The organism is Dankookia sp. GCM10030260 (genome assembly GCF_042666655.1).
Lineage (GTDB): Bacteria > Pseudomonadota > Alphaproteobacteria > Acetobacterales > Acetobacteraceae > Paracraurococcus.
The window spans coordinates 293827-316603 of the sequence record NZ_JBHTDE010000002.1; the positions used below are offsets into that span (position 1 = coordinate 293827).

A 22777-nucleotide genomic window follows, 5' to 3' on the forward strand; every position below is an offset into this window, starting at 1 on the left:
GTGTCTTCCCTTGGAAGCGTTCAGTCGACGCGGGCGCCGGTGGCGCGGACGATCGGCACCCAGCGGTCGATCTCGCTGGCGATGAAGGCGCGCGTCTTCTCGGGCGTCATGCCTTCAGGGATGGTGTTGCCGAGCTGGAGCAGCCGGTCGCGCACCGCCGGCACGCGCAGCGCCTCGGCGATCTGCTCGTAGAGGAACTGCCGGATCGGCAATGGCGTGCCGAGCGTCGTGCTCCATGGCGTCCAGGTGGTTGCCTGGTACTCCGGCAGCCCGGCCTCGGCACTGGTCGGCAGGTCGGGCGACATCGGCGACCGTTCGGGCGTGGCGATGACGATGCCACGGACCGTGCCGGCCTTGAAGTGGTCCGAGAGGAAGGAGATCGTATCCGCCTGGAAGGCGGTGCGGCCCGCCACCAGGTCGGTGAAGGCGGCGGCCGAGCCACGATAGGGCACGTGCTGCGCCTGCACGCCGAGCAGTTGCACCAGCATCGCTCCGGCGATGTGCCCGGTGGTGCCGTTGCCGGAGGAGCCGTAGTCGTACTTGCCCGGATTGGCCGCCAGCAGGGCGCGGAATTCGGCCAGCGTCTTCACGCCGAGGCTGGGCTGCACCGCGACCGCGATGGCCGAATGGCTGGAGATCGTCACATGGTCCACGCCGGTCAGCGGGTGCACCCGCAGCCGTTCGCCATAGAGGCCGACATTCAGCGTGTGCGACCCCAGCGCACCGACCAGCAGCGTGTAGCCGTCGGGCGGCGTCGCCGCGACCGTCTCGAAAGCGACGGTGCCGCCGCCGCTCGGCCGGTTCTCCACCACGAATTGCTGGCCGGTCTGGGCCGAAAGCTGCGACGCCACCAACCGCGCGTTCAGGTCGGCATTGCCGCCCGGGGCGAGCGCCACGACGATCCGGACCGGCCGGTTCGGGTAGTCCGTGCCGGGCGCGCGGGGCTGCGCATTCGATGCCCCTGGGGCGGTGCCGGCCAGCGCCAGCAGCAAGGCAAGAGCGCGGCCGATCATGCCGGGCCTCCCATGGAATGTTCGAGCACGCCGACCTTCTCCACTTCCAGCCGCAACCGGTCGCCGGGCCTGAGATAGACCGGCGGGCTGCGGAAATGTCCGACGCCGGCCGGGGTCCCGGTGGCAATGACGTCGCCCGGCTGCAGCGCGACGAAACGCGACAGCCAGGCGATCAAGGTGGCGACCGGGAAGATCAGGTCACGCGTATTGCCGTGCTGCACCTCTTCCCCGTTCAGGTGGCAGGTCAGGCCGAGTGCCCAGGGCTCCCCCACCTCCTCCGCCGTGGCGATCCAGGGCCCCATCGGGCAGAAGCCGTCGAGCCCCTTGCCGAAGCTGGTCATGCCGATCGGATGGTCGAATTGCAGGGCGCGGTCGGTCAGGTCGTTCAGCACCGTATAGCCGGCGACGTGATCGAGCGCCTGGCCCTCGCTGACCTGCCAGGCGGCGCGGCCGATGACCACGGCCAGTTCCACTTCCCAGTCCGGCTTCAGTGCCGCTGCGGGGATACGCACCACGTCGTCCGGTCCGCTGACGGAGGAGGTAGGCTTGAGGAAGATGCGCGGCGCCGCCAGCTTCGGCCCGCCGACCTCCATCGCATGGTCAGCATAGTTGCGCCCGACGCCGAGGATCTTGCCGGGCGACAGCGGGGCGCGCAGCCGCACGCCGGACAAGGGGCGGCGCAACGCGGCATTCTCCGGCCGGGCGGCGAAGGCCAGCGCGCGGGCGGCCTGCACCATCGCCGCCCCGCCGGCCGCCAGCAATGCCCGCATGTCAGTGGGAAAGGCCATCGGCGTCTCGCCGGCCGCGGCGCGGGCGGCGTCGAGCGCCGGCTGGAATTCCACCACGTTCTCGCCGAGCACGGCGCCGATGCGCCCGGCGCCGTCGGCCTCGAAGCTGACCAGCTTCATCTTAGGCGGCCAACGCGGCGTAGTCACGCGTCGCCATCACCTGCACACGCAGGATGTAGCGCGGCTCCTCAGGGCCGTAATCCGCAGCGGCGTTGTGCACCGTGCCGATGTTGTCCCACATCAGCAGATCGCCCGGCGCCCATGCGTGGCTGTAGAGGTACTTGTCCTGCGCCTGGTGGCGGAAGAGGTATTCCAGCATCGCGTCGCTCTCGGCCGGCGCCAATCCCTCGATCCGCATGGCGTAGCCGGGGTTGCAATACAGCACGCGGCGGCCGGTGATCGGGTGGGTGCGGAAGATCGGCTGCGGCACTGGCGGCTTCTTCGCCTTCTGTTCCGGCGTCAGCGGCTTGCGGATGCTGCCTGGGCGGGTGCGCATCACCTCCCAGAATTTCTCGAAGTCGTGGATCGCGACGCGGCCTTCCAGCCGTTGGACCACCTCGGCCGGCAGGTCGTCATAGGCCGCGTGCATGTTGCGGAACTGCGTGTCGCCCAACGGCCTGCCGTCGCGGACGGGGATGGTCTTGGCATGCAGCGCATTCGCAAGTGCGATGTCGTGCGAATAGGACATGTCGGTGTGCCAGCCCTGGCCGGCATCGTGCAGCCCCACCGGCTTACCCTCGGCGTCCTTCATGTTCGAGAGGATCATCACCTCCGGACGGCCGGGCGCATGGAACAGGTTGGCGACATTCACCTCGAGCTCGCCGAACCGGCTGCCGAAGGCGGAAAGCTGCGCCGCTTCCATGTCCTGGCCGGGGAAGCACAGCACGCCGTATTGGCCCAGCGCCCGCAGCACGGTGCGGAAATCGGGCTGGGTCAGCGGCACCGCCAGGTCGATGTCCTCGACCCGCGCGCCCAGCCCGGCATTGTTCGGCGTGATGCGCATGGTTGTTTCCTCCAGGCCGCGAGGGTCGGGCAGCGCCCGCCCGCGGTCAAGCTTGCGCGCCGCGCGACGGCGCCGCAGCATCGGTGAAACCGGGGAGGCGGCGATGGCAGGGTTCGGGCGGCGGGCCGTTCTGGGGGCGATGCTGGCAACACCGGCACTGGCCACGACCGACTATCCCAGCCGCGCGGTGCGCCTGATCGTCGGCTACCCGGCTGGCGGCAGCACCGATCTCGTCGCGCGGCTGCTTGCGGAACGCCTGTTCCGCGCCTGGGGGCAGCCGGTCACGGTGGAGAACCGTGGCGGTGCGGCGGGGACCCTCGGCGCTGACCTGGTCGCCAAATCCGCGCCCGACGGCTACACGCTGCTGATCGGCGCCTCGGCCGAAATGGCCATCGCCCGCGCGGTGATGCGCACCATCCCCTACCAGCCCGAGGATTTCGCCCCGGTCGCCCTGCTGACCGAACAGCCCTTCCTGGTGCTGGTCAACGCCGCCCTGCCGGTGCGCAGCCTGGCCGAACTGGTGGCGCTGGCGCGGGAGCAGCCAGGCAGGCTGAACTACGCGTCCCACGGCACCGGCACGGCCAACCACCTGCTGACCGAATTGCTGCGGGTCGAGACCGGCACCGCCGTCACCCATGTCCCCTATCGCGGCGGCGGGCCGGCGATGACCGACCTGGTCTCGGGCCAGGTGCAGATGCTGCTGGATGTCATCCCCTCCGCCTTGCCGCACATCCTCTCGGGCCGCGTCCGTGCCCTGGCGTTGTGCCGCGCCACGCGTTCCGCCACCCTGGCCGAGGTGCCGACGACGGTGGAGGCCGGCTTCCCCTTCCTCGCCGGCAGCACCTGGTCGACCCTGGTCGCGCCGGCGCGGACGCCGGAGCCGGTCCTGGCCCGCATCGGCGGATCCGTGCAGGCGGCGGTGCGGGAAACCCTGACCGGTGCCTTCCGCGAGCGCGGCCTGGAACCACTGGGCGGCGATGCCGCCGCGGCGCGGGCCTTCATCGCGGCGGAACAGGCCAAGTGGCAGCGCATCGCCGCCCGCACGGGCGTGCAGCCGGAATGAGCCAGCGGATCATCGTCATCGGCGCCGGCATCGTCGGGCTTTGCGTCGCCTGGCACTTGGCGCGGTCCGGCGCCGCGGTCACGGTGCTGGACGGGGAGGCACCGGGCAGCGGTGCCTCGTCCGGCAATGCGGGGGCGATCAGCGCCGGCTCGGTCGCGCCGCTGGCCATGCCGGGCGTGCTGAAGCAGGTGCCGGGCATGCTGCTCGACCCGGCCGGCGCGCTGCACATCCCGCCCGGCTACGCCTTGCGCGCCGCGCCCTGGCTGCTGCGCTTCGTCGCCTGCGCCCGGCCGGCCCGCGTCGCCGCCATCGCCGAGGCGCTGTCCGGCCTGCTCGGCAACGCGATGGAGGAGCATCGGCGGATCATGGCCGAGGAAGGCGCGCTCGACCTGATCCGCGAGACCGGGCAGCTCTATCTGTACCGGGACCGGGCGCAATATGCGAAGGATGCCGGCGGCTGGGCGCTGCGCCAGCAGCACGGCATGCGGATCGAGTTTCTCGAAGGTCGCGAGGCGATCCGGGAGGTCGAGCCGGACATGTGGGGCGACTATGCGCTCGGCCTGCTGATCCGCGAGCAGGGCAGCAGCGTGAACCCGCGGCGCCAGGCACAGGTGGTGGCCCGCGGCGTGGAACGGCTGGGCGGCAGCATACGGCGGGAGGCGGTGCGGGCGCTGCTGACCGAGGCCGGCCGGGTGATCGGCGTGGCGACCGCCGCCGGCCCGGTCGTGGCGGACCAGGTGGTGCTGGCGGCCGGCGCATGGTCGGCCCGGCTGCTGGCGCCGCTCGGCCTCCGCGTGCCGCTGGAGACCCAGCGCGGCTACCACGTGATGCTCGCGGATGCCGGCATCGCCCTGCAGCGGCCGGTGGTGCCGGCCGACCGCAAGGCCTTCATCTCCCCCATGGAGGACGGGTTGCGCGTCGCCGGCACGGTGGAATTCGGCGGGCTGGAAGCACCGCCGACACCGCGCCGCGCGGCGCTGCTGCTGGAGGACCTGAAAAAGGCCTTCCCGCAGGCGAGGACCGAGGGTGCGGCGGGCCATTGGATGGGCCACCGGCCCTGCCTGCCGGACAGCCTGCCGGTGCTGGGGCCGGTGAAGTTCTGGCCGGGGCTATGGTGTGCCTTCGGCCATGGTCATCTGGGCCTGACCGGCTCGGCGCCGACCGGGGCGCTGCTGGCGCGGGCCATGCTGGGGCCGGCGCCGAACATGGATCTGGCGCCTTTCGCGGTGGAGCGCTTCGCCTAACGGCTCGGCGTCGTCAGGTAGCCCTGCTGCCGCGACCAGACCGTGCCGCCGGTGCTGATGGTCCCGGTCGCCATATTCTTCTGGGGGTCGCCCGTGATGGTATCCGGCATACCGGAATACCGTGCGCCCGGCCGGAGGCCGCCCGGTCCGCAGGCCCCGAGCAGCAGCAGCAGGCAAAGGCAGGTCACGCGCATCATCGTTTTCCCGGCATGGTATGCCAGCGACAACGCGATCGGCCGCGGCGGGATCGCCGTCGCGGCCAATAATCCCGGACGCTACTGCGCCGCCGCCAGCGCCGCCACCGGCGCCTTTGGCACCAAGTGCTTCACCCGCGGCATCACCTCTTCCTGGATCAGCCGCAGCGAGTTGCGCCAAGCGCCGGGGTTGTCGAGATAGTCGAAGCCGAAGACGCAAAGCTGGCCGAAGCCGCCGACATCCTCGTAGATCTGCTCCAGCTTCTCGGCGACCGTCTTGGGCGACCCGATCAACCAGTTCCGCTTGGCGCAGTAATCCACCGTCACGTCGCTGTCGGGCACGTCCGGATGGTGCTTGAGGTATTCCTTGAAGCCGAAATTCGACAGCAGCGGCAGGAAATACTCGCCCATCATGCGGCCCATCATGCCGCCGACCGAAAGCCGCCAGGCCTCTTCATCCGTGTCGGCGACGAAGATCTCCCGCACCAGCCGCCAGTCGTTGCGATTCGCCGTGCGGCCGCCCTTGCGCGCGCCGGCCTCGACGCTGTCCCAATGGCTTTTCACGTAGCCGGGGTTGAGATTGAGACTCATCGGCAGGAAGCCGTGCTCGCCCGCCATCTTCAAGGTGTCGGAATTCTTCGACAGCCCGGCCACGCCGATCGGCGGATGCGGCGCCTGCAGGGGCTTCAGGTGCGGCTTGAGGAAGCCGAACATCTCGGCCGGCCGGTCCACCTTCCAGAACTTGCCCTCGTAATGGAAGGGCTCGGTCGCCGACCACATCTTGAGGATGATATCCAACGCCTCGCGAGTCATGTCGCGGTTGGTGCCGGACATGCCGTCGACGTTGAACATCGCCCAGTCGCTCGGCAGGCCGCTGGCGGCGATGCCGAAATTCAACCTGCCATTCGACATGTGGTCGAGCATGGCGACACGGTTCGCAAGTTCCGCCGGGTGGTGGTAGGGCAGCAGGAAGCCGCCGGGTCCGAGCCGGATGCGGCTGGTCTGCAGCATCGCCTGGGCCAACAGCAGGTCGGGCGCCGGATGCGGCTCCCACGGCGCGGTGTGGTGCTCGCCGATCCAGACCTCCGAGAAGCCGAGCTCGTCGAGCCAGCGGATGGTCTGCAGGTCCCAGTCATGGCCTTCCTTCAGGCCGCGCTCGGGGGGATGGGAAGGCATGGAGAAATAGCCGAATTCCATCGTGGTCGTCCTCCTCGGCCCGGGGTGCGGCCCCGGTTGCGAGCGGATGCTCGCGCCGGTTGCGGGGAGGAGGCAAGCAGGAAAGACGGGGGAGGAAATTCCCCCGCTCCCCCTCCTATTTCTGTGAGTCTGCCGCTACGCCATCAGGCGCAGGATTTCCGCGACATCCGCCGGGCTGCGGACGGGGCGGGGGTTGGTGGCGATCGGCGGGCCGCCATCCCAGCGGGCGGCGAGGCCATCGATCTCCTCCGCGCCAATACCCACCTCGGCCAGCATGGTCGGCAGGCCGAGGCCACGGATGAAGGACCGCAGCGCCTCGTGCCCCGTCGCGCCGCCGAGGATGCGGGCGATCTCCGCCTGCGCTTCGCCGTTCACCGACGCATTCCATTGCATCACCGCCGGCAGGCCGAGGCAGGAGGTGATGCCATGCGGCACCCCGCGCGCCCCGCCCAGGATATAGCCGATGCCGTGGCTCGCCCCGACCGCGACGCCGGACCAGCCGCCCATCACCGAAAGCCACATCGCCTGCTGCGCCGCTGCCCGCGCCGCCAGGTTGCCGGGGTCGCGGTGGATGGTGGGCAGCGCCTCCGCCAGCATCGTCAGCGCCTGGCGGGAGACGGCGTCGGAGAAGGCCGCGCGCTCGTTCGCGCACAGGCGCTCCGCCGCATGGTCCACCGCGCGGATGCCGGAGGAGAGCAGCAATTCCGCCGGCGTCTCCAGGATCGCCGCCGGGTCGAGGATCACCGCCCGCGGCACCTGGCTGGCCTGCACCGCTCGCATCTTCCGCCCGGCATCGAGATCGGTGTAGCCGGCATGCGGCGCGAATTCGGCGGCCGAGAGGGTGGTCGGCACCGCGACGATCCGCGGCGTCGGCTCCACCCTGTCCCAGGCATCCGTCTCCGCCCCGCGCGAGACGGCCAAGCCCAGCAGCCCCGGCTTGTCCACCGCGCCGGCCCAGACCGCGCGGCAGGCCACCTTGGCGCCGTCGATGACGCTGCCGCCGCCGAGCGCCACGACGCGCTCCGCGCCGCTCTCGCGCAGCATCTGGGCAAGGGCCAGCACGTCCTCCACCGGCGAATGCGCGCGCATGGTGGCGTGCTCGCCGGCCAGGCGCGACCCGATGGCGGCGCGGGTCGCCGCGGCGATCGCGCTTCCGGCCAGCGACCGCGTGGTGGCCAGCAGCACCCGGCTGCAATCGGCGAGCTCCGGCGGCAGGGCCTCGGCGACGGTGCCGATGCGAACGCGTTGCTGCGCCGGCCAGCGATGGATCTGCGTGCTCATTCGGCTGTCGCTCCCGCGTCCTTCACCACTTGCGCCCAGAAGGGAATCTCCCGGGCGATGAAGCCGGCGAACTCCGCCGGGCTGTCGCTCGGCCAGGCGCGCAGGCCCTCGCCGGCGAAGCGGCCCTGCACGCCGCGGTCGCCGAGCGCCGTGGCCAGCGCAGCGAAGCAGCGGTCACGCATCGCTGCCGGCATGCGGGCAGGGCCCCAAAGCCCATACCAGCCGGCAATATCCAAACCCGGCAGCCCGGCTTCCGCCGCGCCCGGCACGCCGTCGATGACCGGCGAGGCCTTGGCCGTGGTGAGCGAGAGCGGGATGACCTTCCCACCGCGAATCTGCGGCAGCACCACCGGCGGCGTGGCGATGATCACTTCGATGTCGCCCGACAGCAGCGCGGTCAGCGACGGCGCGCCGCCGCGAAAGGGTACATGGGTCCAGTCGAGGCCGGTGACCCGGCTGAACATCGCGCCCGCCAGGTGGCTCGGCGTGCCGATGCCGGGCGTGCCGTAATTCCAGGCGCCGGGCTTCGCCCGCATCCGGGCGAGCAGGTCGGCCAGGCTGGTGATGCCGCTGGCGGCGCTGACCGCGATGATGGTTGGCAGGTCGCAGACCCGGCCGATCGGGGTGAAATCGGCCACCGGGTCGAAGCCGACCCGGCGATACATCACCGGGTTCACCGCATGGCTGAAATTGCCGCCGAGCAGCAAGGTCGTGCCGTCGGGTTCGGCATGCGCGACATGTTCGGTGGCGATGTTCGACCCCGCCCCCGGCCGGTTGTCGATGACGATGGTGGCGCCCAGCCCCTGGCCCAGCCGTTCCGCCATCGCACGGCCGAGGAAATCCGCCGAGCCGCCGGGCGGGAAGCCGAGCACCAAGCGGACGATCCGCGTCTGCGCCCGCGCGACGGCGGGTGCGGCCAGCAGCGCGGCCAAAGCCGCGCGACGCCCGGGGCTAACCACGCCGCGGCCGATCCGGCGCACCATGCGCCTCGGCCGAGTCCGCCTGGAACATCGCTCCCTCCGTCTTCTTCTGCGGGGTATGCTGCCCGGAAAGCGAGGGGAAGGGGAGGGCCATGGCCGAGAGGAAGGTGCTGCTGGTGACCGGCGGCGGGCGCGGGATCGGCGCCGCCGTGGTGCGGCTGGCCGCGGCGCGCGGCTGGGATGTCGCCTTCACCTATGCCGGCAATGCGACGCGGGCGGCGGAGACCGAGGCCGCGGCGAAGGCCGCCGGCGCAGAGGTGCTGGCGCTGCAGGCCGATGTCGGCGACCCCAGGGCGGTCGCCGCCAGCTTCGCCGCGGTGCGGGACCGCTTCGGGCGGCTGGATGCGCTGGTCAACAATGCCGGCATCACCGGCCCCAAGGCGACGCTGCGCGAAAGCACCGATGCGATCTGGGAGAGGGTGCTACGGACCAACGTCATCGGCCTGGCTTGCTGTTGCCGGGAGGCCTTGGCGATGCTGCCGCAGGGCGGCGCCATCGTGAACGTCTCCTCCCGCGCCTCCGAGCTCGGCGGCGCCGGGGAGTGGGTGCACTACGCCGCCAGCAAGGGCGCGGTGGATACCCTGACCGTCGGCCTTGCCAAGGAGGCGGCCCTGCAGGGCGTCCGCGTCAATGCGGTGAACCCGGGGCTGATCGAGACCGAACTGCACGCCAATGCGGGCATGCCGGACCGGGTCGCGCGAATGTCGGCCGGCGTGCCGATGGCGCGCGGCGGCAGCGCGGAGGAGGTGGCGGAAGCCATCCTCTGGCTGCTCTCCGACGCCGCCAGCTATGTCGCCGGGGCCCGGCTGCCGGTGGGCGGCGGCCGGTAAGGGCGAGCCGCGCCCAGCCTAGACGTGCTGGCCGCCATTCACGTGGATCTCCGCCCCGTTCACATAGGAGGAGGCGTCGGAGCAGAGGAAGTAGATCGCCTTGGCCACCTCGGCCGGCTTGCCGAGGCGGCGCAGCGGGATCTGCTCCTCGACGATCTTCTCCGTCCCGGGCGACAGGATCGAGGTATCGATCTCGCCCGGGCTCAGCGCATTCACCCGGATGCCGAGCGGGCCGAAATCATGCGCCATCTCCCGCGTCAACGCCATCAGCGCCGCCTTGGATGTGGAATAGGCCGCGCCGGCGAAGGGATGCACCCGGCTGCCGGCGATGCTGGTGACGTTCACGACCGCGCCGCGGGTGCGCTGCAATTCCTCGATCAGCCCGCGGGCGAGCATGATGGAGGAGAAGAAATTCACCTGGAACACCCATTTCCAGTCGTCGAGCTGGGTCTGGATGGTGCCCAGCCGGCTGCCGCCCGGGCCCTTCGGGGAAATGCCGGCATTGTTCACCAGCGCATCGAGCCGGCCGCCCTCCGGTTCCAGCCGCTGGCGGATCTCCTCGATCGCCCGGATCGTGTCGTCGGCGTTGGACAGGTCGGCCTGGATATGGTCCTCGGGCCCGGCCTCCCAGGGGCATTCCTCCGGGAAGGGGTGGCGGGAGACGGTGATGACCCGCCAGCCGGCCGCCGAGAAGACCTTCACCGTGGCATGGCCGATCCCGCGCGAGGCGCCCGTCAGCAGCATGACGCGGCGCGCCTGGTTGGGCGAGCGGCGGTCCGCGGCAAAGGTCGTCTGCATGCTGGTCTCCTGGGGCCGGCCAGGACGGCGGGTGCCCCAGGCTAGCCCCGACCGGCCGCCCCCGCCAGCAGGGGGCGCCGCGCGGCGATGAACTCCTCGACGGCGGCGAGGTAGCGGGCGCAGTCCGCATCGGCCACCGGCAGGGACAGCGCCGCCATGCCGCGCCGGGCCAGGTAGATGCCGGTGGCCAGCATGTCGAAGAAGAACAGCTCGCGCAGCCGGTCCTCGGCCGGGCTCGCCGCATAGGGGCGGTCGATCGTGCCGGCGCGGAAATGCACGGTCAGCATCGACCCGCGGCCGGTGAACTGCATGGCCGCGCCGGCCCGGGCGCAGGCGGCGTTCAGGGCATCGCGCAGCGCCTCGCCGCGGGCGAACAGCGCCTCGGCGGTCGCGGCGTCGAAGATCTCGCCCATGGCGACGCAGCCGGCGGCCATCGACCAGACATTGTTGTTGAAGGTGCCGGCATGCGGCAGCGTGCCCGGCTTGTGGCCGTCGAACACCGCCATGATCTCGGCCCGGCCGCCGAAGGCGCCGAAGCTCATCCCGCCGGCCATGTACTTGCCCAGCGTGGTCATGTCGGGGATCACCCCGGTGCGTTGCTGCAGCCCGCCGGCGCCGTGCCGGCTGGTCATCACCTCGTCGAAGATGAGCACCGCGCCGGTCTGCCGCGTCGCCTCGCGCAGCGCGGTGAGGAATTCGAGCGTCGCCGGGATGCAGCCGCCGGAGCCCAGCATCGGCTCGACCAGCACCGCCGCCAGCGAATCGCCCTCGGCCAGGATGTCGCGTCGCACGGCCTCCGGGTCGTTGTAGTCGGAGAAGGCGAGCGGGATGGGCACGTTCACCGCATTTTTTTCGCTGGCGAAGGTCAGCACGCTGCCATGGTAGCCGCCGCGCATCACCATGGTCTTCACCCGGCCGGTGAAGCCGCGCGCCGCGGCCAGCGCCAGCAGGTTCGCCTCGGTGCCGCTGTTGGTGAAGCGGACCTGCTCGATCGAGGGGAAGCGGCCGACGATCAGCCCGGCCAGCTCGGCCTCCTTCTCGCCGACCGAGGCCAGGTTGATCCCGCCGTCGAGCGCCGCCTTCACCGCATCGATGATGCGCGTCTCGGAATGGCCGAACAGGCCGGCGGTGTATTCGCCCAGCAGGTCGAGGTACTCGTTCCCGTCGGCGTCCCACAGCCGGCAGCCCTCGCCGCGGGTCATGGCGGTGGGGAAGGGGGTGTAGAACAGCACGCTGCGGGTATTGCCGCCCGGCATCACCTCCCGCGCCCGGGCATGGATCGCGGCGCTGCGCGGGCGGGCCGCGGCATAGGCCTCGCGCGCCTCGGCCAGCGCGGAGTCGAGGTCGCTGTTGCGCGGCGGTGCGGCGGCGGTATCCAGCGGGCTCATGCAACGGTCCTCCCCGGGGCCGGGGCAGGCTCGCGCGGCCCCGGGGGTGGGGTCAACAGGCTTGGTGCGGGGAAGGATGACGGGCGATGAGCCGGACACTCCCGGGGCCGGATGGCCGGCCGCGTTGCCACTGGTGCATGGCGACGCCGGACTACCTGGCCTATCACGACACCGAATGGGGCTTTCCGGTCGCCGACGACACGCGGCTGTTCGAGAAGCTCTGCCTGGAAGGCTTCCAGTCGGGCCTGAGCTGGCGGACCATCCTGGCCAAGCGTGAGAATTTCCGGGCCGCCTTCCACGGCTTCGCCATCGACCGCGTCGCCGCTTTCGACGCGGCCGACGTGCAGCGCCTGCTCGGCAATGCCGGAATCGTCCGCCACCGCGGCAAGATCGAGGCGTCGATCGGCAATGCCCGGCGCGCACAGGAGCTGGTGCGGCAGGAAGGCTCGCTCGCCGCCTATATCTGGCGGTTCGAGCCGGCCATGCCGCCGCCGGCGGGCGCCGCGACCTGCGAGATCTCCATCGCGCTGTCGAAGGACCTGAAGCGGCGCGGCTGGGCCTTCGTCGGCCCGACCACGGTGCATGCCTTCCTGCAGGCGATGGGGGTGCTCCAGGACCATGCCGAGGACTGCGCCATCCGCCCCGCGGCCGCGGCGGCGCGCGCCGCCTTCCGCCGGCCGGGCTGATACCCCCGCCCGCATGGCGTGACCTGCGGTGGGCGCAGCCCGCCGCGCGTGCGGCGAGCCAGGGCCGCGGCTGCGGCCGCCCGGCCCCTGAGGGCTTGGGACCCCATACCGACGGTCATCGAAAATGACCGTCGGTATGGGGGCGCATTGACGGCCGCGCCGCGCCGCCCTCCCATGCCGCCATGCGGGACGAGTCCTTCGATGCGATCGTGGTGGGCGGCGGCCTGGTCGGCGCCGCCATCGCCTGGGGGCTGGTCGGCCAGGGGCTGCGCACCGTGCTGCTGGACGAGGGCGACGTTGCCTACCGCGCCAGCCGCGGCAATTTCGGCCTGGTCTGGGTGCAGTCGAAGGGACTCGGCGCGCCCTGGTACCAGCGCTGGACCCGCGCCTCGGCAGGCGTTTGGCCGGCGCTGGCGGCGGAGCTCGGCGCCCGCACCGGCACCGATGTCGGGCTGCGGCAGCCGGGTGGCGTGCATCTGTGCCTGTCCGATGCCGAGATGGCCGAGCGCGCCACGCGCATGGCGCGGATGCAGGCCGAGGCCGGCAACACGGGCTACGAATACCGGATGATCGAGGCCCCGGAATTGCGCGAGATGCTGCCGGGCCTCGGCCCCGATGTCGTCGGCGCCTCCTGGACCCCCTATGACGGCCATGCCAATCCGCTCCGCCTGCTGCACGCGCTGCATACTGCCTTCGTCGCGGCGGGAGGCGCCTATGTGCCGGATGCCAGGGTCGAGGAGGGCCATGCCGCGCCGCACGACTTTGCCGTCATCGCCGGCGGCCGGCGCTTCGGCGCGCCACGCATCGTACTGGCCGCCGGGCTCGGCAATGCCGGGCTCGCACCGCGCTTCGGCCTGGTCGCGCCGGTCCGTCCACAGCGCGGCCAGGTGCTGGTGACGGAGCGCGCGGCGGAGCTGCTGCCGATGCCGACCACCACGGTGCGGCAGACCCAGGAAGGCTCGCTGATGATGGGCGACAGCATGGAGGAGGTGGGCTTCGACCTCCGCCAGTCGCCGGATGTGATGCGCCAGATCGCCGACCGCGCCGTGCTGAGCTTCCCCTGGATCGGCCGGCTCAACATCGTCCGCGCCTGGTCGGCGCTGCGGGTCATGGCGCCGGACGGGCTGCCGATCTACGACCAGTCCGACCGCTTCCCCGGCGCTTTCACCGCCAACTGCCATTCCGGCGTGACCCTGGCCGGCGCGCATGCGCGGCTGTTGGCACCGATGATCGCCGCCGGTGCGCTGGACCCCATGCTCGACCCCTTCACCGCAGGACGCTTCGATGTTCGTGCCGCGTCCTGAACGCCCCGCCAGCGTCGAGGTCTTCGTCGATGGCACCGCGGTACGGGTGCCGGAGGGCGCCTCGGCCGCGGCGGCGGTGCTGCTGGCCGGCCTGCCGCTGATCCGTGAGACGCCGATCTCCGGCACGCCGCGGCTCCCCTATTGCATGATGGGCGCCTGCTTCGACTGCCTGGCGGACATTGACGGGATCGCCAACCGCCAGGCCTGCATGGTCCCAGTGGCGCCCGGCATGCGCATCGCCCCGCAGCGCGGCGCCCGCCGGGCCTTCCCGGCATGAGCTGCGACCTCGCCATCATCGGGGCCGGCCCGGCCGGCATGGCCGCGGCGGTGGAGGCGGCCGACCTCGGCCTGTCGGTCGCGGTGATCGACGAGAACCCGGCGCCCGGCGGACAGGTCTTCCGCAGCCTCGAACGCGCCGGCGGCGATCCGGCCCTGCGCGGCGACTTCGCGGCCGGCCGGCCGCTGATCCGTGCCTTCCGTGCCGCGCGGATCGATTACCGCCCGGCGACCACCCTCTGGCACCTGGACCCGGAGGCCGGGCTGCTTTCGGTGGTTGCGGCCGGCGCCAGCATGACGATCGCGGCGAACCGCGTGCTGCTGGCGACCGGGGCGCAGGAACGCCCAGTGCCGATCCCCGGCTGGACCCTGCCCGGCGTGATGACCGCCGGCGCGGCGCAGACCCTGCTGAAGACCGCCGGCGCGGTGCCGGCCGGCCGCACGGTGCTGGCCGGGCAGGGGCCGCTGCTGTTGTTGCTGGCCGCGCAACTGAGCCGCGCCGGGGCGCCGCCGGCCTTGATCCTGGAGACCACGCCGAAGGGCCGCCTTCGCGCTGCGATCAGGGCGAGTGGCCTGCTGGCCGGCGCGCCGTTGCTGGCAAAGGGGCTGGGCCTGCTGGCCGCGACCCGGCGCATCCCCCGCCTCCGCGCCGTCACCGGCCTGCGCGCCGAAGGCGATGGCCGGGTCGGGCGGGTATCCTGGGATGGCGGCAGCGCCGCGTGCGACACGCTGTTGCTGCATGAGGGGGTCGTGCCCGCCACGCATATTCCGCTCGCCCTCGGCCTTGACCATGACTGGGACCCGGCGCAGCGCTGCTGGCGGCCGCGGATCGATGATTACGGCGCGACCTCTGACGCACGGGTCGCCATTGCCGGTGACGGCGCGGGCATCGGCGGTTGGCAAGCCGCCATCAGCGCCGGGCGGCTGGCCGCGGTGGACGCCGCGCGTCGGGTAGGCCGGCTGACCGCGGAAGGCTTCGCCCGGCGCGCCGGCCTGCTGCTCGCCCAACGCCGCTCGGCGCTGGCGCTGCGGCCCTTCCTCGATGCGCTCTACGGCCCGCCCGACTGGGTCCTCGCCCCGCCGGACGACGAGGTCCTGGTTTGCCGCTGCGAGGAAGTGACCGCCGGCCAGGTCCGCGCCGCCGCCCGGCTCGGCGCCAGCGGGCCGAACCAGCTCAAGGCCTATCTCCGCGCCGGCATGGGCCCCTGCCAGGGAAGGCTCTGCGGCACGACCCTGGCAGCACTGATCGCCGCGTCCCGCGGCACCACGCCCGAGGCGGCCGGCACGCTCCGCCCCCGCGCGCCTTACAAACCACTGACCGTCGCCGAATTGGCCGGTCGCTGAGCCGCTCGCGCTAGCAGGCTTGGCGCGCGGCACCGCGGACATGTATCACTGCAACGTGCGCACCTTCCTGGCCATGACCCTGCTCGCCGCTGCCGCCCTGGCCGCGCCCCCTGCCCATGCCGCCCCGCCGGCCCAGGGCGTCGCGCAGGCGATGCAGGGGACGGAGGCGTTGCACCGCCTTGCCGACCGGCTGCGCCGCCTGGGCGAGGACGGCCTCGACCCGCGCGACTATGCCATCCCCGCCGACGCGCTGGCCCATGCCGACCCGGGCGGCTTCGCGGCCGCGCTGCGGCACTCCGCCGCCGCGGCGCTAGCCGACCTGCTGCATGGCCGGGTCCGCGACCTGCCGGGTCGGATCGATATCCGCCGCGACACGGCGGCCCTGCCGCTTGGCCCCTGGATGACAGAACTCGGCACCGCCGCCGAGCCGGCCGCGGTGATCGAGCGCGCCGCCCTGCTGCCACCCGAAGCCGCCGCCCTGAAACGGGCCCTGGCCATCGCCCGGGCCCGCGTCCTGGCCGGCGGTTTCCCCCCGGTGCCGCCGATGCCAGGCATCGAGGCGCTGGAACCCGGCGCCACCGATGCGGTCCGGGTGCCGGCGCTCCGCGCCCGCATGGCGGCGACCGACCCGGTCGCCGCGGCGCTGCGGCCGGCCGACCCGGCGCTGTATGACGAGGACCTCGTCGCTGCGGTCCGCCGCTTCCAAGTGGCCGAGGGGCTGGAGCCGGACGGCCGTGCAGGCCGCATGACCTTCCTCGCACTGAACCGCCCGGCCGAGGTGGCGGTCCGCCAGCTCCGCGTCGCCCTCGACATGCGCCGGGCCGCGGCGAGCGTCGGGCCGGAACGGCGCATCGAGGTGAACATCGCGCACCAGCGCCTGCAACTGATCGAGAATGGCCGCGTCAGGCTCGAGATGGCGGTGATCGTCGGCAAGCCGGCGCGGGCCACGCCGATGCTGCGGGTCCGGCTGACCAACGTGGTCTTCAACCCGCCCTGGGGCGTGCCGGAGCGCAACGCGAAGGAAGACCTGCTGCCGAAATTCCGCACCAACCCGCGGGCGATGATGGAGAAGGGCTTCCGGGTCTACGGCTTCGCCGAGGGCCAGCGGGTCGAGATCGATCCCACCACCATCGACTGGCGCTCGGTGAACCCCGAGCGCTTTCCCTATATCATCCGACAGGATGCGGGCGACGCGAACGCGCTCGGCCGGATCAAATTCGTCATCCCGAATACCGAGGACATTTACATGCACGACACGCCCGATCGCGGCCTGTTCCGCCGCGCCGAGCGTGCCCTGTCCTCCGGCTGCATCCGGCTGGAGAAGCCGATGGAATTGCTGGACATCGCGCTGCAGGGCGCCGCCGGCTGGGACCGGGCGCGGGTGGACCAGGTGCTGGCGGGCCGGCAGACCTCGGGCGTCGGGGTGCCGCGACCGATCCCGGTGCGGCTGCATTATACCACCGTGACGCTGGAAGGCGCCGAGCTCCGCATGCGCCAGGACATCTATGGGCATGACGCGGCCTATGCCCGCGCCCTCGACGCGCCGCGGCTGCCGCGTGTCGCCGAGCTACGGATCCGCTGAGATGGTGACCGCCGCCTGCCCCTGCTGCCCCGCATCCGGCCGCCGCACCCTGCTGCGTGGTGCGGCCGGCCTGCTTTGCGGTGCGATCGGCGGCGGCGCCGCCGTCGCGCAGGTCACCGCCGGTGCGGCGCGCAGCCTCCGCATCCACCGCATGCAGACCGAGGAAAGCTTCGCGGGCATTTACTGGCGCGATGGCCGCTATGACCGTGAGGCGTTGAAGCAGCTCGATTGGCTGTTCCGCGACCCTGCGCGGGAGGAAGCCACGCCGATGGACCCGCGGCTGTTCGACGTGATGTATATCCTGGCGCGCGAGTTGGAGGCCGAGGAGGGGTTCCAGGTGATCAGCGGCTACCGCTCGCCCGAGACCAATGCCGCAAGGGCACGCGAATCCGGCCGGGTGTCGCGCGCCTCCCTGCATATGTCGGGCATGGCCGCGGATGTCCGGCTGGCGGGACGGGACAGCTTCGGCCTGGCCCGGCTGGCGGCGGCGATGCAGATCGGCGGCGTCGGCCTCTATCGGCGCGACGGATTCGTGCATCTCGACTGCGGCCCGGCGCGGCGCTGGTAGCGGGAGGCGACCCGACGATGCTGCGCGGCCTGCTGCCGCTTCTCCTGCTTTTCGGCTGCGCGCCCGCGGCCGAGCCACCCATGGTCGACGAGGCGCCGCAGCCGCCCGCGCTCACATTGGCGCCGCGGGTGGAATGGCGCCCGATCGCCATCGACAGGCGAGGCGGGATCGCTGCGGCGTTTGAGGCGTCCGAGGCGGCGCACTGGACCCCCGGGCTGCGCCGGGTCTGGATCGTGCTGAACCTGGGGGAACCGATCCGCCTGCCGGAGACCGGTGGCCGCGCCCGCAGCGTCGCCTTCCTGGCGGATTACCGCTGCACCGAGCAGTCCTGGCGGCCGCTGGAGGGCAGTTGGTACCGCGCGCCGGACGCGCAGGGCCTCGAGTTCGAGGAGCGGCCCCGGCTGAGCGAGGAACGCGGCGTGCAGCCCGGCACGCTCGTCGCCGTCTTCTTCGAGGCCGCCTGCCGCCTGTAATCGGGGCAGCGACGCCACCCGGAAGTTGAACGCCGATCCGACGGGAATCGGCTCTCCGCCATCCCACCTTACGGGCTTGTGTCGCATAGACGACGCGGGAATAGGGAGGCTGTGCCGCAATGCGGGTCCTGCTGATCGAGGACGATGAACTCGTCCGGAGCGCCCTGTCGGAGACGCTGGACGGCCACGGCTTCGAGGTGGACGGCCTGGCCAATGCCGAGGATGCGTTGATCCTGCTCGGCGCCGGCCAGGTGCCGGATGTGCTCGTCACCGACGTCAACCTCGGCCCCGGTCTCGATGGCTTCGACTTGGCGGAACTGGCCCGGGCGCGGCATCCGAAGGTCGAGGTGATCCTGATCAGCGGCACCACGCCCGACTTGGCGGGCCGTGCCGCCGGCCGGCACGAGCGCTTCCTGCAAAAGCCCTTCGCGCCGGAGCAACTGGCCGCGAAGATCCGCGAGGCCGGCGCGGAACGCCTCGGCTGACCCTATTGGTCCAGGGTGATGTTGTGCTCCCGGATTACCTTGCCGAGGCTGGCGGTATCGGCGCGAAGCTGCTCGCGGAAGGCCCTGGCGCCATCGGTGCGCGGCTCGCCGCCCAATTCGGCGACGCGCTGGCGCACCGCGGGCTCCTGCATCACCTGGCGCAGCGCCTCCTCCAGCTTCGCCACCACGGCTGGCGGGGTATTGCCCTGCACCAGCACGCCCTGCCAGGTGCCGGCATTGGGGTGCGGCCAGCCGAGTTCGGCGAAGGTCGGTAAGTCCGGCAGCGTCGCCAGCCGTCGCGGGCCGGAGACGGCGATGCCGCGCATCTGGCCCTGGGTGACATAGGGCATCGACTGGGTGGCGCCGGCCATGGTCAGGTCTGCCTCGCCGCTCACCACCGCAAGCAGCGCCGGGGCGCCGCCGCGATAGGGCACCTGGGTCATCCCGCCGCCCCAGGATGCGGCGAGCGCGACGGAGACCAGGTGGGTCAGCGTCCCGGCCCCGGCATTGCCGAAATTCAGCTTGCCCGGATTGGCCTTCACATAGGCCGCCAGCGCGGCCGCATCCGGCACCGCCAGCGTGTTGCGCGCGGCGAGGATGTAGGGCGCGTAGATCAGCATGTTCACCGTCGCCAGGTCCTTCTCGACATCGAAGGGCAGCCTGGTGAACAGGAAGGGGTTGGTCGCCAGCACGCTGACATCGAGCAGCAGCATGGCGGTGCCGTCGGGTGGGCTTTTGGCCACGTGGTCGGCGCCGATATTGCCGCCGGCACCGGTGCGGTTCTCGACGACCACGCTCTGGCCGACCAGCTTGCCGAGCGGCGTGGCGATCAGCCGCGCCAGGATGTCGCTGGTGCCGCCCGGGGCATTGGGGACGATGATGCGCAGCGGCCGGTCGAAGGTCTGGGCATGGGCGATGGATGGTGCGGCCAATGTGGCGGCGAGCAAATGGCGTCTCAGCATGGTCTCTCTCCCCTCTGCTTCGTTCAGCCGCCGGGCCGCAGCGGCGTGCCGTATTCGCGGATGGTCGCGTCCTCGCGCTTCCTTACGGCTGGCAGCAGGCCGGTGCCAAGGCCAGGCGCGGTCGGTGCCTGGGCCAGGCCGCCCGTGATCAGCGGCAGGTCGGTGACGAGGTCGCGGTACCAGGTGGCGAGGGTCGCCCGGACCACTTCCTGGAAGATCGCGGTCGGCGCGTGGATCGCCAGCTGCAGCCCGGCCATCAGGGTCACCGGTCCAGTGCAGTCGTGCGGCGCCAGCGGTTTGGCGAAGGCTTCGGCCAGACCGGCGATCTTGCGCCCCTCGGTCAGCCCGCCGCACCAGGCAAGGTCGAGCATGGCGAAATCGACTGCGTGGGCTTCCAGCATCTGGCGGTAGGCGACAGCACCGCCCAGTGTCTCGCTGCCGCAGATCGGCACCCGGGTCTGCCGACGCAGATCGGCCAGGGCCTTGAAGTCGCCCATCTTGGCGATCGGGTCCTCGGCCCAGAAGATGCCGAGATCCTCCAGCCCCTGGCAGATGCGGATCGCGGCCTGGGCGGACCAGAGACTGTGCAACTCGGCCATCACCTCGATTCGGTCGCCGACCGCGGCGCGGATCTTCCGGAAGGGCTCCAGCCCAACCTTCAACTCGGCCAGGGTGATCATCTGCCCGCCCGAGGCTGCGGCCTGGATGTCGAGCGGCCAGATCTTCATCGCCGTGTAGCCCTCCGCCAGCAGGCTCTCGGCCAGCGCGCCGGCGTCGCGCATGAAGGCGAGCTGGTCGTCATAGGGCCCGGTGGCGACATCGCCGGCGTCGATGTCGCGCCGCCCGGCGGCTACCCCCTTGGCGGTGCCGCTGTTGTAGGCGTAGCCGGCGCAGGTGTTGTAGGTGCGGATCTCGGTCCGGCTGGCACCGCCCAGCGCCTCATGCACCGGGATGCCGTGCCGCTTGCCCATGAGGTCCCAGAGGGCGAGGTCGACGGCGCTCGCTGCCCGTACCTCGGCGCTGGCGCTGGCGAAGCCGAGATAGGGCGTCATCAGGTGGCGCGAGACCGCCTCGATCCGCCGGCTGTCGCGGCCAATCAGCCAGGGGGCGATGGTCTCATGCAGTACCGCCTCGACCGCCTGGGCGCCGCGGAAGCTCTCGCCCAAGCCTACCAGGCCCTCGTCGGTCTCGATCTCGACCCAGATCAGGTTGGGCCGCTCGGCGATGCGGATGGTGCGAAGGCATTGGATCCTGGACATGTGGCTCACTTGGCTCGGAAGGTGCTTATCCGGCGACGGACGTCCTGGCGTCCATGGTCGAGTGGACTGCAAGACGTCCCTGTAGAGAAGAGAGGCGGGACCGCGGAGCAAGAAGCATTGCCTCTCCCAGCCCACATCCTTTTCTTCTGTGGCTGGCACTGGCCGCGCGGCAGGTACCAAGCCACAAACTCGAGAAAGGTGCGACCGACGTCATCCCTGATCCTACGTACCCTACCGACCCCCCTTCGATCCAACACGGCTTAGGCGCGACAGGATGGGGGAGGGGACCGCCAAACAAGAGAGACCATCCATGCTCCAACTGATCAGCGCCACGCCCAGCCCCTATGCGCGGAAGGTCCGCATCACCCTTGCCGAGAAGGGCATTCCCTTCGAACTGGTGACCGAAGTGCCATGGGACAGCACCACCCAGACACCGAGACACAACCCGCTGGAGAAGCTGCCGGTCCTGATCCTGGAGGACGGCAGCAGCGTCTACGAGAGTCGCTACATCCTGGAAGTGATCGAGGCGAAGTGGCCGGAGCCACCCCTTGTCCCGGCCGATGTCTGGGCGCGCCTGGCCGCCCGCAAGGTCGAGGTCATCGCCGACGGCGTCTGCGACGCCTGCGTCCTGCTGTTCTGGGAACGCCACCGTGCGCCCGCGCAACAGAGCGCCGAATGGATCGCCCGGCAGCGCCGCAAGGTCGACGGCGGGCTGCGTGCCCTAGCGGAAACCGCCGGCGATCGCGAATGGGTGGTTGGCGAAAGCTTCGGCCTGGCCGATATCGCCACCGGCACGGTGCTGCGCTACCTCGACGTGCGCTTCCCCGAGCACCCCTGGCGCAGCCAGTATCCCAACCTCGTCGCCCTTTCGGCCCGGCTGGAGGCCCGTCCCTCCTTCGCCGCGACTGTGCCGGTGCCGCAGGTCATCAGCGACAAGGTGGTCTGACCCCACGCCGAAGCTGTTCGACCCCTCCGCACTGACGGAGGTGACGCTGCGCAACCGCATCGCGATCTCGCCCGTGACGCAATATTCCTGCAGCCCGGACGGGGTGGTGACGGATTGGCACCTGGCGCATCTCGGCGCCGGTGCAATGGGCGGCGCCGGGCTGGTACGAGTGGAACAGTTGGCGGTCTCGCCCGAGGGCCGCATGACGCCGGGCGGCGCCGCTCTCTGGAACGACGACCAAGCCGAGGCGCTGGCGCGGGTCACCCGCTTCCTCAAGGCGCGGTGCCCGGCGTCCAGCTCGGCCATTCCTGCCGCAAAGGCGGCCTTCACAAGCTGTGGGATGGCTACACCAAGCTCGAGGCCGACGACCCGGAGGGCTGGGAGTCCATCGCCCCCTTCGGCCTCTCCTTTGGTGGCCGCCTCCCGCGCGCCGCGCGGGCACGACGCCGGCTTCGTGTGGCTGGAGATCCGCTATGCGCAGGGTTTCCTCGGCGCGTCGTTCCTCTCGCCCATCGCCGATGGCCGCGTCGACGAGCATGGTGGCACTGCCGAGAATCGCGCCCGATTCCTGGTCGCTGCTTTCCGGGCGGTGCGGGCGGCATGGCCGGAACGCCTGCTGCTGATCGTTCGCATGGGCGCCATCGACTTCCACTCCGACACCCACACGGTCCAGGACAGCATCGCGCTCGTCGAGGCGCTGGCGGTGCGTGGCCTCGACCGGGTCGACATCAGCCTCGGCATGAACATCAACGCGGCCGAGGTCCCCTGGACCGAGTGCGGCTTCATGGTGCCGACCGCGTCGCGTATCCAGCGGGAGACGGGGATGCCGGTCGCGGTGTCCTGGAACCTTGGCGCCCCGGTGGCGGCGGACCGGCTGATCCGCGACGAGGGCGCCGGCCTGTTGATGGTGGGACGGCCGGCGCTGGCCAATCCGCCTTGACCGCTGCTGGCGGCGATGACTTGGGGCAAGGCCTACCCTCGAGGCTGCTGCCGCCGCAGTACCGGAGCTTCCTGGAGAAGGCGAAGGACAACCCGCATCTGGGCGGGTTCGGCCCCGGCGCTGCAAAGGGGCCACTGTCCCCTCTGCACTCCCCCGCCAGGGGACGCGGTGAC

General features: G+C 71.5%; 24 protein-coding genes. 13 read left to right on the top strand and 11 right to left on the bottom strand.

The genetic code is table 11. The annotated features are described in order from the left end of the window. Positions 1-20: 20 nt before the first annotated feature. From ACFQS7_RS07820 to ACFQS7_RS07830, 3 genes are read right to left on the bottom strand one after another with little or no spacing between them, the layout of a single operon-like run. Entirely contained in the window at positions 21-1013 is a 993-nt protein-coding gene (locus ACFQS7_RS07820; RefSeq protein WP_380066479.1) for a Bug family tripartite tricarboxylate transporter substrate binding protein, read from the bottom strand. Then, complete coding sequence (locus tag ACFQS7_RS07825; RefSeq protein WP_380066480.1) at positions 1010-1921, bottom strand: fumarylacetoacetate hydrolase family protein; 912 nt, start codon at positions 1919-1921, stop codon at positions 1010-1012. The genes ACFQS7_RS07820 and ACFQS7_RS07825 overlap by 4 nt, the downstream gene beginning before the upstream one ends. A gap of 1 nt (position 1922) precedes the next feature. Then, positions 1923-2804: a TauD/TfdA dioxygenase family protein gene (locus ACFQS7_RS07830; RefSeq protein ID WP_380066481.1), complete on the bottom strand. Its 882-nt coding sequence runs from the start codon at positions 2802-2804 to the stop codon at positions 1923-1925. Positions 2805-2907: 103 nt separating this feature from the next. Between ACFQS7_RS07830 and ACFQS7_RS07835 the strand changes: the two genes are divergently transcribed. Both ACFQS7_RS07835 and ACFQS7_RS07840 read left to right on the top strand, forming a co-directional pair. Continuing rightward, positions 2908-3867, top strand: coding sequence for a Bug family tripartite tricarboxylate transporter substrate binding protein (locus tag ACFQS7_RS07835; RefSeq protein WP_380066482.1), 960 nt, complete (start codon positions 2908-2910; stop codon positions 3865-3867). Continuing rightward, the gene (locus tag ACFQS7_RS07840) at positions 3864-5111 is read left to right on the top strand and encodes an NAD(P)/FAD-dependent oxidoreductase (protein WP_380066483.1); all 1248 of its coding nucleotides are present in this window, start codon (positions 3864-3866) and stop codon (positions 5109-5111) included. The genes ACFQS7_RS07835 and ACFQS7_RS07840 overlap by 4 nt, the downstream gene beginning before the upstream one ends. Here ACFQS7_RS07840 and ACFQS7_RS07845 read toward each other — a convergent pair. The 4 genes from ACFQS7_RS07845 to ACFQS7_RS07860 form a co-directional block, all read right to left on the bottom strand. Further along, entirely contained in the window at positions 5108-5374 is a 267-nt protein-coding gene (locus ACFQS7_RS07845) for a hypothetical protein (protein WP_380066484.1), read from the bottom strand. The genes ACFQS7_RS07840 and ACFQS7_RS07845 overlap by 4 nt on opposite strands. Positions 5375-5386: 12 nt before the next feature. After that, complete coding sequence (locus ACFQS7_RS07850; RefSeq protein WP_380066485.1) at positions 5387-6502, bottom strand: LLM class flavin-dependent oxidoreductase; 1116 nt, start codon at positions 6500-6502, stop codon at positions 5387-5389. Positions 6503-6637: 135 nt separating this feature from the next. Further along, positions 6638-7783, bottom strand: coding sequence for an iron-containing alcohol dehydrogenase (locus tag ACFQS7_RS07855; RefSeq protein WP_380066486.1), 1146 nt, complete (start codon positions 7781-7783; stop codon positions 6638-6640). Next, the gene (locus ACFQS7_RS07860) at positions 7780-8766 is read right to left on the bottom strand and encodes a Bug family tripartite tricarboxylate transporter substrate binding protein (protein ID WP_380066487.1); all 987 of its coding nucleotides are present in this window, start codon (positions 8764-8766) and stop codon (positions 7780-7782) included. Before ACFQS7_RS07860 ends, ACFQS7_RS07855 begins: the two co-directional genes overlap by 4 nt. An 89-nt stretch (positions 8767-8855) precedes the next feature. Here ACFQS7_RS07860 and ACFQS7_RS07865 point away from each other — a divergent pair, with 89 nt between their 5' ends. Then, positions 8856-9593: an SDR family oxidoreductase gene (locus ACFQS7_RS07865; protein ID WP_380066488.1), complete on the top strand. Its 738-nt coding sequence runs from the start codon at positions 8856-8858 to the stop codon at positions 9591-9593. 18 nt (positions 9594-9611) lie between these two features. On the opposite strand, the gene ACFQS7_RS07870 is transcribed toward ACFQS7_RS07865, so the two are convergent. Next, on the bottom strand, positions 9612-10391 hold the full coding sequence (locus ACFQS7_RS07870; protein ID WP_380066489.1) for an SDR family NAD(P)-dependent oxidoreductase: 780 nt from the start codon (positions 10389-10391) through the stop codon (positions 9612-9614). A gap of 41 nt (positions 10392-10432) precedes the next feature. After that, positions 10433-11779 (bottom strand): aspartate aminotransferase family protein, encoded by a 1347-nt coding sequence (locus tag ACFQS7_RS07875; protein WP_380066490.1) that lies wholly within the window; start codon positions 11777-11779, stop codon positions 10433-10435. A gap of 86 nt (positions 11780-11865) precedes the next feature. On the opposite strand from ACFQS7_RS07875, the gene ACFQS7_RS07880 reads away from it, so the two are divergent. The 8 genes from ACFQS7_RS07880 (at position 11866) to ACFQS7_RS07915 (ending at position 18497) form a co-directional block, all read left to right on the top strand. Next, positions 11866-12465, top strand: a complete 600-nt coding sequence (locus ACFQS7_RS07880; RefSeq protein ID WP_380066491.1) for a DNA-3-methyladenine glycosylase I — start codon at positions 11866-11868, stop codon at positions 12463-12465. 182 nt (positions 12466-12647) lie between these two features. After that, positions 12648-13769, top strand: a complete 1122-nt coding sequence (locus tag ACFQS7_RS07885; RefSeq protein ID WP_380066492.1) for an NAD(P)/FAD-dependent oxidoreductase — start codon at positions 12648-12650, stop codon at positions 13767-13769. Further along, entirely contained in the window at positions 13750-14046 is a 297-nt protein-coding gene (locus ACFQS7_RS07890) for a (2Fe-2S)-binding protein (RefSeq protein ID WP_380066493.1), read from the top strand. Before ACFQS7_RS07885 ends, ACFQS7_RS07890 begins: the two co-directional genes overlap by 20 nt. Beyond that, entirely contained in the window at positions 14043-15389 is a 1347-nt protein-coding gene (locus ACFQS7_RS07895; RefSeq protein ID WP_380066494.1) for an FAD-dependent oxidoreductase, read from the top strand. Before ACFQS7_RS07890 ends, ACFQS7_RS07895 begins: the two co-directional genes overlap by 4 nt. Before the next feature lie 55 nt (positions 15390-15444). Then, positions 15445-16971 carry a murein L,D-transpeptidase gene (locus ACFQS7_RS07900; protein ID WP_380066495.1) on the top strand — a complete coding sequence of 509 codons (1527 nt, stop codon included), beginning with the start codon at positions 15445-15447 and terminating at the stop codon, positions 16969-16971. A gap of 1 nt (position 16972) precedes the next feature. Further along, the gene (locus tag ACFQS7_RS07905) at positions 16973-17539 is read left to right on the top strand and encodes a DUF882 domain-containing protein (RefSeq protein WP_380066496.1); all 567 of its coding nucleotides are present in this window, start codon (positions 16973-16975) and stop codon (positions 17537-17539) included. A gap of 17 nt (positions 17540-17556) precedes the next feature. After that, positions 17557-18012: a surface-adhesin E family protein gene (locus ACFQS7_RS07910; protein WP_380066497.1), complete on the top strand. Its 456-nt coding sequence runs from the start codon at positions 17557-17559 to the stop codon at positions 18010-18012. A 119-nt stretch (positions 18013-18131) separates the two neighbouring features. Next, on the top strand, positions 18132-18497 hold the full coding sequence (locus tag ACFQS7_RS07915; RefSeq protein ID WP_380066498.1) for a response regulator: 366 nt from the start codon (positions 18132-18134) through the stop codon (positions 18495-18497). A gap of 2 nt (positions 18498-18499) precedes the next feature. On the opposite strand, the gene ACFQS7_RS07920 is transcribed toward ACFQS7_RS07915, so the two are convergent. Beyond that, entirely contained in the window at positions 18500-19459 is a 960-nt protein-coding gene (locus ACFQS7_RS07920) for a Bug family tripartite tricarboxylate transporter substrate binding protein (protein WP_380066499.1), read from the bottom strand. Positions 19460-19482: 23 nt separating this feature from the next. Further along, the gene (locus tag ACFQS7_RS07925) at positions 19483-20718 is read right to left on the bottom strand and encodes a mandelate racemase/muconate lactonizing enzyme family protein (protein WP_380066500.1); all 1236 of its coding nucleotides are present in this window, start codon (positions 20716-20718) and stop codon (positions 19483-19485) included. 310 nt (positions 20719-21028) lie between these two features. On the opposite strand from ACFQS7_RS07925, the gene ACFQS7_RS07930 reads away from it, so the two are divergent. Together ACFQS7_RS07930 and ACFQS7_RS07935 are read left to right on the top strand one after the other, a co-directional pair. Beyond that, positions 21029-21664: a glutathione S-transferase N-terminal domain-containing protein gene (locus tag ACFQS7_RS07930; protein ID WP_380066501.1), complete on the top strand. Its 636-nt coding sequence runs from the start codon at positions 21029-21031 to the stop codon at positions 21662-21664. A gap of 13 nt (positions 21665-21677) precedes the next feature. Further along, the gene (locus ACFQS7_RS07935) at positions 21678-22604 is read left to right on the top strand and encodes an NADH:flavin oxidoreductase/NADH oxidase (RefSeq protein WP_380067229.1); all 927 of its coding nucleotides are present in this window, start codon (positions 21678-21680) and stop codon (positions 22602-22604) included. Positions 22605-22777: the final 173 nt, after the last annotated feature.

Bases quoted from the DNA above. Each gene is read 5' to 3' on its own strand.
- ACFQS7_RS07820 (WP_380066479.1), bottom strand. From the start codon at position 1,013: ATGATCGGCCGCGCTCTTGCCTTGCTGCTGGCGCTGGCCGGCACCGCC.
- ACFQS7_RS07825 (WP_380066480.1), bottom strand. From the start codon at position 1,921: ATGAAGCTGGTCAGCTTCGAGGCCGACGGCGCCGGGCGCATCGGCGCC.
- ACFQS7_RS07830 (WP_380066481.1), bottom strand. From the start codon at position 2,804: ATGCGCATCACGCCGAACAATGCCGGGCTGGGCGCGCGGGTCGAGGAC.
- ACFQS7_RS07835 (WP_380066482.1), top strand. From the start codon at position 2,908: ATGGCAGGGTTCGGGCGGCGGGCCGTTCTGGGGGCGATGCTGGCAACA.
- ACFQS7_RS07840 (WP_380066483.1), top strand. From the start codon at position 3,864: ATGAGCCAGCGGATCATCGTCATCGGCGCCGGCATCGTCGGGCTTTGC.
- ACFQS7_RS07850 (WP_380066485.1), bottom strand. From the start codon at position 6,502: ATGGAATTCGGCTATTTCTCCATGCCTTCCCATCCCCCCGAGCGCGGC.
- ACFQS7_RS07855 (WP_380066486.1), bottom strand. From the start codon at position 7,783: ATGAGCACGCAGATCCATCGCTGGCCGGCGCAGCAACGCGTTCGCATC.
- ACFQS7_RS07860 (WP_380066487.1), bottom strand. From the start codon at position 8,766: ATGGTGCGCCGGATCGGCCGCGGCGTGGTTAGCCCCGGGCGTCGCGCG.
- ACFQS7_RS07865 (WP_380066488.1), top strand. From the start codon at position 8,856: ATGGCCGAGAGGAAGGTGCTGCTGGTGACCGGCGGCGGGCGCGGGATC.
- ACFQS7_RS07870 (WP_380066489.1), bottom strand. From the start codon at position 10,391: ATGCAGACGACCTTTGCCGCGGACCGCCGCTCGCCCAACCAGGCGCGC.
- ACFQS7_RS07875 (WP_380066490.1), bottom strand. From the start codon at position 11,779: ATGAGCCCGCTGGATACCGCCGCCGCACCGCCGCGCAACAGCGACCTC.
- ACFQS7_RS07880 (WP_380066491.1), top strand. From the start codon at position 11,866: ATGAGCCGGACACTCCCGGGGCCGGATGGCCGGCCGCGTTGCCACTGG.
- ACFQS7_RS07885 (WP_380066492.1), top strand. From the start codon at position 12,648: ATGCGGGACGAGTCCTTCGATGCGATCGTGGTGGGCGGCGGCCTGGTC.
- ACFQS7_RS07890 (WP_380066493.1), top strand. From the start codon at position 13,750: ATGTTCGTGCCGCGTCCTGAACGCCCCGCCAGCGTCGAGGTCTTCGTC.
- ACFQS7_RS07895 (WP_380066494.1), top strand. From the start codon at position 14,043: ATGAGCTGCGACCTCGCCATCATCGGGGCCGGCCCGGCCGGCATGGCC.
- ACFQS7_RS07905 (WP_380066496.1), top strand. From the start codon at position 16,973: ATGGTGACCGCCGCCTGCCCCTGCTGCCCCGCATCCGGCCGCCGCACC.
- ACFQS7_RS07910 (WP_380066497.1), top strand. From the start codon at position 17,557: ATGCTGCGCGGCCTGCTGCCGCTTCTCCTGCTTTTCGGCTGCGCGCCC.
- ACFQS7_RS07915 (WP_380066498.1), top strand. From the start codon at position 18,132: ATGCGGGTCCTGCTGATCGAGGACGATGAACTCGTCCGGAGCGCCCTG.
- ACFQS7_RS07920 (WP_380066499.1), bottom strand. From the start codon at position 19,459: ATGCTGAGACGCCATTTGCTCGCCGCCACATTGGCCGCACCATCCATC.
- ACFQS7_RS07925 (WP_380066500.1), bottom strand. From the start codon at position 20,718: ATGTCCAGGATCCAATGCCTTCGCACCATCCGCATCGCCGAGCGGCCC.
- ACFQS7_RS07930 (WP_380066501.1), top strand. From the start codon at position 21,029: ATGCTCCAACTGATCAGCGCCACGCCCAGCCCCTATGCGCGGAAGGTC.